Source organism: Streptomyces sp. NPDC058401 (genome assembly GCF_042722885.1).
In the GTDB taxonomy this organism is placed as follows: Bacteria; Actinomycetota; Actinomycetes; order Streptomycetales; family Streptomycetaceae; genus Streptomyces.
The window spans coordinates 1-8,909 of record NZ_JBHXKA010000096.1 but is presented as its reverse complement, the minus strand read 5'-3'; the positions used below and the strand labels follow the sequence as shown (position 1 = coordinate 8,909).

8 protein-coding genes and 1 pseudogene are annotated in these 8,909 nt (G+C 75.1%); 4 read left to right on the top strand and 5 right to left on the bottom strand.

All coding sequences use genetic code 11. From position 1 onward, the window contains the following. Nucleotides 1-100: 100 nt before the first annotated feature. Nucleotides 101-820: pseudogene (locus ACFWNV_RS28480) on the top strand (LysR family transcriptional regulator); the annotation flags it as partial. Here the strand turns inward: ACFWNV_RS28480 and ACFWNV_RS28475 are convergent. Together ACFWNV_RS28475 and ACFWNV_RS28470 are read right to left on the bottom strand one after the other, a co-directional pair. After that, the gene (locus tag ACFWNV_RS28475) at nt 755-2,221 is read right to left on the bottom strand and encodes an MFS transporter (RefSeq protein WP_383952567.1); all 1,467 of its coding nucleotides are present in this window, start codon (nt 2,219-2,221) and stop codon (nt 755-757) included. The pseudogene ACFWNV_RS28480 and the gene ACFWNV_RS28475 overlap by 66 nt on opposite strands. Nucleotides 2,222-2,259: 38 nt before the next feature. Next, nucleotides 2,260-2,868, bottom strand: a complete 609-nt coding sequence (locus tag ACFWNV_RS28470; protein ID WP_383952529.1) for a TetR/AcrR family transcriptional regulator — start codon at nt 2,866-2,868, stop codon at nt 2,260-2,262. Nucleotides 2,869-2,981: 113 nt separating this feature from the next. Here ACFWNV_RS28470 and ACFWNV_RS28465 point away from each other — a divergent pair, with 113 nt between their 5' ends. Then, nucleotides 2,982-3,242, top strand: coding sequence for a DUF6158 family protein (locus ACFWNV_RS28465; protein ID WP_383952527.1), 261 nt, complete (start codon nt 2,982-2,984; stop codon nt 3,240-3,242). Nucleotides 3,243-3,266: 24 nt separating this feature from the next. Here the strand turns inward: ACFWNV_RS28465 and ACFWNV_RS28460 are convergent, their stop codons facing one another. Continuing rightward, nucleotides 3,267-3,446, bottom strand: coding sequence for a DUF6126 family protein (locus ACFWNV_RS28460; RefSeq protein ID WP_383952566.1), 180 nt, complete (start codon nt 3,444-3,446; stop codon nt 3,267-3,269). 100 nt (nt 3,447-3,546) lie between these two features. Between ACFWNV_RS28460 and ACFWNV_RS28455 the strand changes: the two genes are divergently transcribed. After that, nucleotides 3,547-4,107 (top strand): TetR/AcrR family transcriptional regulator, encoded by a 561-nt coding sequence (locus ACFWNV_RS28455; protein WP_383952525.1) that lies wholly within the window; start codon nt 3,547-3,549, stop codon nt 4,105-4,107. Between the two features lie 60 nt (nt 4,108-4,167). Further along, nucleotides 4,168-5,691 carry an MFS transporter gene (locus tag ACFWNV_RS28450; protein ID WP_383952523.1) on the top strand — a complete coding sequence of 508 codons (1,524 nt, stop codon included), beginning with the start codon at nt 4,168-4,170 and terminating at the stop codon, nt 5,689-5,691. A gap of 29 nt (nt 5,692-5,720) precedes the next feature. Here the strand turns inward: ACFWNV_RS28450 and ACFWNV_RS28445 are convergent, their stop codons facing one another. Both ACFWNV_RS28445 and ACFWNV_RS28440 read right to left on the bottom strand, forming a co-directional pair. Continuing rightward, nucleotides 5,721-6,863 (bottom strand): serine hydrolase domain-containing protein, encoded by a 1,143-nt coding sequence (locus ACFWNV_RS28445; RefSeq protein ID WP_383952521.1) that lies wholly within the window; start codon nt 6,861-6,863, stop codon nt 5,721-5,723. After that, nucleotides 6,860-8,713, bottom strand: coding sequence for a carboxylesterase family protein (locus ACFWNV_RS28440; protein ID WP_383952564.1), 1,854 nt, complete (start codon nt 8,711-8,713; stop codon nt 6,860-6,862). The genes ACFWNV_RS28445 and ACFWNV_RS28440 overlap by 4 nt, the downstream gene beginning before the upstream one ends. Nucleotides 8,714-8,909 lie beyond the last annotated feature (196 nt).

Genomic DNA, 8,909 nt, shown 5'->3' with positions numbered 1-8,909 from the left:
TTTATTTGTAAACACACCTGCCCGCGCGCACCGTGTTCTTAAATTTCGTATATTGTGGTCGCGTATATATCGTAAAGAGACGGCCTAGTCCGCCGTCAGCCAGCACATCCGCCGCCTGGAGAAGGAGACCGGCGCCGCGCTCCTGGAGCGGCACCCACGCGGAGTCTCGCCCACCGAGGCCGGGCTGATCCTCCGGGCGGCCGCCGCCGACGGCAACGCCGCGCTCGTCGCAGCCCAGCGAACGCTGCAGGCCCTCCGTAGGGGCGACGGCGGCTCGGTCCGCGTCACGACCGGGGCCACGACCGTGCGCCACTTCATGGCCGAGGCGATCGTCGCCTTCCGGGACGGCCACCCACGGGTCAGCCTGGAGTTCCGGACCGAGAACTCCAGCCGCAACTGCTTCGAAGCCCTCGCCGCCGACGACCTCGACCTCGCGTGGATCACCATCGGTGCCCCCGTGCGGGGCATCGAACAACGCCCCGTCATGCGGCTGCCCTGGGTCCTCGCCGTCGCCGCCGACGACCCGCTCGCCACCCGTTCCCTACTGGAGCCGGCCGACCTCGGCGCCGTCCGCCACATCCGGCTGCCGGAGAACTCCTCCTCCCGCGCCCACCTCGACGCCGCCCTCGCCGACGCGGGAGTCCGGATCAGCTCCGACACCGGCGCCGCCGACTGGGACACCGCCCTCCTCCTAACCGAACTGGGCCTCGGCCACGCCGTGGTGCCCGCACTGCCCGGCTGGCAGGTCCCCGGATCAGCCGGACCGCTGCGCCTGGTGCCGGTCCCCGCCCTGCCGCCGCTCGCCGTCGGCTGGGCCGTCCGGCGCTGGTCCGCCCTCGCCCCGCTCGCCCGCGCCTTCGCCGACGAGGTGGCGCGCAGCTGCACGGCCCGCGCGGCCACCGCCGCGGGCCGGCCGTGACGCGGACGGAAGGGGCGCGGGCGGAAGAGGTGCGGACGGAAGGGGTACGGACGGAAGGGGTGCGGGCAGTCGTGACGCGGGCAGCCGGGAGGCGGGCAGCAGTCCTACGGCGGCCAGCGCGGCCAGCGCCAGGGGCGAAGCCCCGGTCCCCGCGGCCACCGCGATGCCGAGGGCGGGCCCCACGTTCATCGCGGTCTGCTTGAGCCCGCCCACCACCCCCGCGTGCCCGGCCGGGGCGTCCCCGACCACCGTGCCGGTGGCCGTCACCATCACCGCGGCGAAGCCCGCGCCGAGCACCCCGAAGCCCCAGCCCGGACCCAGCCCCGTGATCCCGAGCGCCACCAGCCCGGTCCCCGCCATCGCCGTCCCGCGGGCCCCGAACCGGCGCAGCAGGGCCCCTGCCACCGGTGCGCCCAGGACCATCGCGGCCGTCATCGGCAGCACGCGCAGCCCGGTGGCGACCGGATCGAGCCCCGCCGCGTCCTGGAGCGCGAAGCTGGCCCCGAACAGCGCCCCGAACAGGGCGGCGGAGACCAGGGCCAGCAGCGCGACGGACGCCGTCACCGGGACGGAGCGGGCCACCGGGCGCGGCACCAGGGGCTGGGCGGAGCGGCGCTCCGAGCGGACGAGCAGGGCCGCCAGTGCGGCCGCGGCGGCGAACGCGGCCAGGGTCCGGGGCCCCGACCAGCCGTGTTCCGGTACCCCGGCCAGCGCGTGGACCAGCGCCGCGAGGGCCGTCGCGAGGAGGGCCGCACCGCCGGGCCGGATCCGGCCGCCCGGCTCGGTGGGCGGTGGCGCGGGGACCCGTACGAACAACGCCGCCGCCGCGATCGCCAGGGCGGCGGGCACGTTCGCCGCGAACACCGCGCGCCAGCCGAAGCGTTCGACCAGCACGCCCCCGAGCAGCGGCCCGGCCGCCGCGGCCAGTCCGATCGCCGCGGTCCGCACCGCGACCGCCCCGCCGATCCGCGCGGGCGGGTACGCGAGCCGCAGCAGGGCGAGCGTGGCCGGCTGGAGCAGCGCCCCGAACAGCCCCTGGGCCGCACGCAGGGCGATCACCCAGCCGGCCCCGGGAGCCAGTGCGATGCCGGCCGAGGCCGCGGCGAAGCCGAGTACGCCGGTGAACAACAGCCGGGTGTGCCCGTACCGGTCGCCCAGCCGGCCGGCGAGGACCAGGAAGGCGGCCACGCTCAGCAGGTACGCGCCGCTCGTCCACTGCACCTCGGCCATACTCGCGCCGAGGTCCCGCCGCAGACTGGGCTGCGCCATGAGCAGCACGGTCCCGTCGAGGGCGACGAGCATGGCTCCGGCCGCGCTGACGCAGAGCGCGAGGCGGGGCCTCACGGGCGCAGGTGCGCGTCGACGGCGGCGTCGACGACCCGGTCGAGGACGCCCTCCGGGTCGCCGCCGAGGGCGAGCGGCAGGCTGCCCCGGGACCACAGCTGGGCCGCGCCGTGCAGATTGGCCCACAGCGCCGCGGCGGTGATCCGGGGCTCACCGTCCGTACGGCACCGGGCGACGAGGGAGACGAGCAGCTCGAACATCGGCAGGGTCGAGTCCCTGAGCGGGGCCTCCGTCGTTTCCGTTGCCTCCGGCGTTCCGTCCCGCCCGGAGCCGTCCAGCAGATCGTGGCGGAACATCAGCTCGAACATGCCGGGTCGCTCCAGCGCGTAGCCGACGTACGCGCGGCCCAGCGCCCGCACCTGCCCGCGAGGATCGTCCGCCCCCGGGCCGGCCGGTGCGGCGGGGATGCGCGAGCCGAGCTCCGCGAACCCGCGCCGGGCGATCGCGGAGAGCAGCGCGTGATGGGTGGGGAAGTACCGCCGCGGCGCCCCGTGGGAGACCCCGGCCCGGCGGGCGATCTCCCGCAGCCCGAGCGCGGCGGTCCCCTCGCCCGTCACGAGCTCCACACCGGCGTCGATCAGCCGCTCACGCAGTCCCCTGTCCATAGACACTGTCTACCACCAGGCCGTAGACAGTGTCTATCCCCACCCTTCCGGGATGATGGAGTGAGCGCGGCCGGGCGATGCGCCCGGCCCGGCCGAGGGAGAGGTGACCTGCCATGGCGGAGCACGAGGCGCGCGAGGCCGGGCCGTCGGCGGGCGGGCTCGAAGAGGGCCGCCTGATGAAGGAACTCGAAGCCATCCACCGCACGCGCCACGAAACCCTGCTGCACGGTTCGGACGACGCCCTGGTCACGCACACCCAGCGGATGACGGAACTGGAACGCGAGTACGTCCGCCGCCACCCGGAACGCGCCCAGACCCCGGGCCGCACCCGCTCCGGCGCCCGGGCCCGCACGGGCACGGACGGCCAGGACTGAACCCGGGCACCCCGCCCGGCAAGGCTACTTCTCGGCGTGCTCGCCCAGCAGGAAGAGCAGCCAGACGAAGCCGGCGAAGAGGTGCGTGCCGGCGATGTAGAAGAACGCGCGCAGCAGTACGCCGTTCTCCTTCCACTTCTCGTACTTCGCCGCCGCGGCCGCCGCGGAGCGCGCCTGCTCGGAGCCCTTGCCCTCGTCCGTCATCACCCGGACAGCGTACGGCGGGCCATGCTGCGCGCATGTCGCGCAACAGAGTTGCATCATGTGAGACAAATTTGTATCGTTTGATACGAAGGAGGATCGCATGATGAACGAAGAAGAGCTGCTGGACGGCGCCGCACGCGTGCTCGCAGGTGATCACAGTGCCTCCATGGCGCACATCGCCGCAGGCATCGGCACCAGCCGTGCCACCCTCAGCCGCCGCTACGCCACCCGCGAGGCACTCCTCAAGGCCGTCGCCGTCCGGGCCATCGACGTGGTCGACGGGTGTCTCGCCCCCGCCGACCTGCCCGCCGCCGCCGACGGGGCGGAGTTCGACGCCGCGCTGGAGCGGCTCGTCACCGGGCTGCTGCCCGCCGCGCACCTGTACGGGTTCACCTCGCGCGATGCCACCGTGCTCGCCGACCCCGAGTTCCGGGCCGGGATCCAGCGCCAGGACGAGCGGGCCCTCGGCTTCCTCGCCCTCGGCCAGCGCCTCGGCCGGCTCCGCGTCGACCTGCCCGCGTACTGGATCTGGTACTCGCTCTGGGGACTGCTCGACGCCGCCGCCGAGGGCGTCCGCGACGGACACCTCGCCCGGCGCGACATCGGCCGGCTCGTCCTCGCCTCCTTCCTCAGCGGAACCCGGCCGTCCCCGGCGGCCTGAACCCCGCACCCCCGAACCGCACCCCCGTACGACCGTGAAACAACCGTGAACGGAAACCCCATGCACACCCCCACGCAGGACCCGCGCCGCTGGATCGTGCTCACGATCCTCTCCGGCAGTCTCCTGCTCATCTCGATGGACACCACGATCCTCAACGTGGCCTTCCCCTCGCTCGTCGGCGACCTCCAGCCGGGCGCCGTACAGCAGCTGTGGATCATCGACATCTACGCGCTGGCCCTCTCCGGGCTGCTCGTCACCGCCGGCGCCCTCGGCGACCGCTGGGGCCGCAAGCGCCTGCTCATGGTGGGCTTCGGCATCTTCGCCCTCGCCTCGCTCATCGCCGTGTTCTCCACCGAGGCCTGGCACGTCATCGCGGCCCGCGCCCTCCTCGGCGTCGGCGGCGCCGCGATCATGCCCTCCACCCTGTCGATCCTGCGCAGCGTCTTCACCGACGCCAAGGAACGCGCCTTCGCCCTCGCCGTCTGGGCCGCCGTCTTCGGCGGCGGCATGGCCTTCGGCCCCGTCATCGGCGGCCTGCTCGTCCAAGACTACGGCTGGCACTCCGCCTTCCTCCTCAACCTGCCCGTCACCGCGGTGATCGTCGCGGCCGGCCTGCGCTACCTCCCCGAATCCCGCTCCCCGCGCGCCGCCGGTAAGTGGGACTGGACCGGCGTCGGCCAGTCCGTCGTCGGCATGCTCGCCCTCGCAGGCGGCATCAAGCAGCTCGGCAAGAGCGGTATCGCCGACCCGCTGCCGTGGGCCCTGCTGATCCTCGCCGCCGTATCGCTGACCCTGTTCGTCCGCCGCCAGCTGCGCGTCCCCAACCCGCTGCTCCAGGTCCGGCTCTTCACCAAGCCCGCCTTCAGCGTGGCCGCCACCGCGATCTTCCTGCCCATGGTGGGCATGGGCGCGATCCTGTTCCTGGTCACCCAGTGGTTCCAGTACGGCCAGGGCTACACCCCGCTGGAGGCGGGACTGCGCCTGCTGCCCGCCCCGCTCGCGCTGATCTGCGCCTCGATGCTCGCCCCGAGCCTCATGCAGCGCTTCGCGATCCGCCACGTGCTCGGCGGCGGTCTGGTGGTCCTCGCCGCGGGCATGGCCCTGCCCTGGACCCTCCAGCAGTTCACCGGCCTCGGCTACCCCGCCTTCGCCGCGGCGCTGACCATCATGGGCCTGGGCGCGGGCATCGCCACCACCGTCGCCTCGGTGACCCTCATCTCCGCGGCCCCGGCCGACGAGGTCTCCAGCGCCGCCGCCATCGAGGAGACCTGCTACGAACTCGGCTCGGCCATGGGCGTCGCCATCCTCGGCTCCACCGCCGCCGCGCTCTACCGGGGCAACCTCCCGGCGCTGGACCTGGACGCCCCGACGCTGGCCGCCGTACGGGACTCCGTGGGCGAGGCCGCCCACACCGCCGAACAACTCGGCGGCGGCCTCGGCCGGACCCTGCTCGACGCGGCCTCGCAGGCCTACACCCTCGCGATCACCCCGGCGTTCCTGATGGCCGGTGTCCTCGCGATCGCCGCCGCGGCGACCACCTGGACGCTGATCCCGCGCGATCTGCGGCCGACCGAGAACCACTAGGCCGGCAGGGGCGCGAGGGCGTACGCGGTCTACGGGGCGGCCGCGTACGCCCACACCGCGCGCATCGCCGGGGACGGCGACGGGCCGGTCAGCTCCCGCGGGGTCAGCACGACGGTGACGGCCCCCGTCGAGGGGACGATGTGGGCGGCGGTGCCGGTGCCGCCGATCCAGCCGTAGCGGCCCGGCACGTTCCACGGGTCGGCCTGCGTGACGTCGACCGACCCGCCGAAGCCCCAGCCCTGGCCCTCCAGGAACAGTGCGGCACCGGCCCGCTGGGCCGGGGTCAGCCAGTCGGTGGTCATCCGGCGCACCGCATCGGGCGACAGCAGCGGGCCGCCCTCGTCGAGCAGCATCCGCGCGAAGCGGTGGTAGTCGTCCGCCGTGGAGACCAGTCCGCCCGCGCCGGACGGGAAGGCGGGCACGGAGCTCCACTGCCCGTCGGGGGCGTCCACGAGGTCGAGGCCCCCGTCCGCGCCGGCCCGGTAGAGGTGCGTGAACCGGCCCGACTGCCCCGCGGGCACGGCGAAACCGGTGTCGGGCATGTCCAGCGGCTCGAAGATCCGCTCCGCCAGGAACTCCGGCAACGAGCACCCCGCCACCCGGGCGATCAGCACCCCCAGCACGTCCGAGCAGGTGTTGTACAACCAGGCCTCGCCCGGCTGGTACAGCATCGGGATCCGGCCCAGCGCGGCCATCCACGCGTCCGGCCCCACGACCTCCTGCGGCCGCGGCGGGCCCTGGCACAGTTCGCCGAAGAGCGGGGCGACCGCCGGGAGCGAGAAGTCGGAGGGGAAGCCCCACCCCGCGCGGAAGGTCATCAGATCGGCCACCGTCACCGGCCGCTTCGCCGGGACCACCTCGTCGACAGGGCTCCCCGGAGTCCGTACGACCACCGGTCCGGCGATCTCCGGCAGCCAGGGCGCGACCGCGTCCGTGAGCGCGAACCGGCCGTCCTCCACCAGCATCATGACCGCCGCCGCCGTGACCGGCTTGGTGAGGGAGGCGATCCGGAAGATCGAGTCGCGCACCATCGGGGCCTCGCCCCCGGCGTCCGCACCGCCCACGGCTGCCACCTCGGGCTCCTTGCCGTCGCCGCGGTCCACCAGGGCCACCGCACCCGGCAGGGTTCCGTCGTCCACGTACGGCCGGAGGATGTCGCTCAAACCGGTCACGAGCCCGCCCTTTCGTCGAGAGCCTGTCCTACGGAGTCCCACAGCCCGCAGTGGTGCCGGGCCGCCGCGTCCACCGGGCGGATGCCGCCCGTGTCTTCGGGCGCCAGGGCCTCGGAGGCCAGGGCCTCGGGCGCCAGGGACAGCACGGCGGGGGAGCGCGGCCACCAGGGCCCCGTCCCGGGGGCGTTCGGATCGCCGGTCGCCGCGAACCGGGTCCAGTAGCCGGTCATCCGCTCCGAGAGCACCCGCTGCGCGGCACTCATCGGAAGCCCGGTGTCGAAGAGGTACGGCAGTTCGGAGCCGTGGGAGGCCCCGTACGGGAAGCCCGGCACCGGCGGCAGCCCGGTGAAGTCCGGTGCGCGCCGGTCGTCGAACCCGTAGTCGTACGTCGGCACGTGCCGCGCCAGCGCACGGCTGTCCCGCAGCTGCGGGCAGACGAAGGAGGCGTCCGTGAGCGCGGCGGCGAAGGCCAGCGCGGGCGTCGGATGGTCCGTCACCGGATAAGCGTCCTCCACGAGTCCGGCGTGCGTCCCGAACGCGGCGCGCAGCCGGGACCGGTAGGCCTGCGGGTCGGCGACCGGGTAGGCGGCCAGGGTCTGCCCGAGGAAGATCCGCATCTCGTCGCGGGTCGAGCCCTGCACCACCGGGACCCGGTGGAACTCCCCCCGTTCCAGAGCCCGCCGGGGCTCGGCGGGGAGCAGCGGGGTGCCGTAGGACACCGCGGAGAAGAGCGTCGTGAGCTCGGGGGTCGCCAGGGCCTCCGGGGCGAGGCCGCGCAGGCACTCCAGTACCTCCTCGCCCACCGGACGGCCACAGCCGAGCCGGATCGCCGCCGCGGTGCCCCGGGCCACGGTCAGGGACTCCGGCACGAACGGCTCGTAGGCGGGCAGCGCGGGGAGCAGCGAGTGCGCCGGAACGACGAGCGAGCAGGAGCCGCTCTGCACGATCGCCCGGTGGAACAGGCCCGCCGAGGCGGGGGAGGTGAGGTGCATGCAGACGCTCAGGCCGCCCGCGGACTCGCCGAACACGGTGACGTTGCCGGGATCGCCGCCGAAGCGGGCGGCGTTCGCCCGCACCCAGCGCAGGGCCGCCTGCTGGTCGGCGAGCGCGAAGGCGGGGGCCCCGTGGAGCGCGGGGTGCCCGAAGAGCCCGAAGATCCCGAGCCGGTAGTTGACCGTGACGACCACGGCCCCGCCCGCCGCCGCCAGCCGGCCCGGCCGGTACAGGTCCCCGGCACCGTTCATGAAACCGCCGCCGTGGAACCAGACCATGACGGGCCGGGGCGGGGTGGCGGTGGTTCCGGCGCGCTGCGGGGGCCCGGCCGGGCGCCCGTCCGTGAATGCTCCCGCCGGGCCGGGCGCTTCCGCCGGGCCGGGCGCTCCCGCCGGGTCGGGCGCTCCCGCCGGTCCGGCCGCTCCCGTCGGTCCGGCCGCTCCCGCCGGGCGAGCGGCTCCCGCCGGTCCGGTCGACGGCTCCCGTCCGGTTGACCGGGCCGGTCCGGGTGCCCCCGGCGGGAGGTTCGGCGCCGGGTGGGCTCCGGGGCCGCTCCCGGCGGTGGACGGCGACGGTCCGGTGCCGGCCGTCCCGCCCGGGACCGTGACGTTGAGGAACAGGCAGTCCTCCGAGCCGCTCGGACCACCCGGCCCCACCGCGGGCAACTGCACGCACCGCGCCCCGGGCGCACCCGCGTCCCGCACGCCCGCCCAGGGCGCCGCCGGCTCCGGGAACCGCCAGCGCAGCGGCCCCGTCGGCGGGGCGGCGTACGGGATCCCCTCGAAGGTCCGGTACCCGGCGGCCCCCCGCCCGCGGACCGCCCCCCGATCGGTCTCGACGACGGGCCGCGCACCGATTTCGGCTCCGGGACCGGCTCCGGCCCAGGCAACGGCCCAGGCTCCGGGACCGCTCCAGGCTCCAAGGCCGGTCCCGGCGCGGGTCCCGGCTCCGGCACCGGAGCCAGCTCCGGCAGCGGAGCCGACACCCGCGCCCGAACGGTCTGCGGTCCGGCCGATCCCGGCTTCGCCGAACGGCGCGGACCCGGTTCCGGCC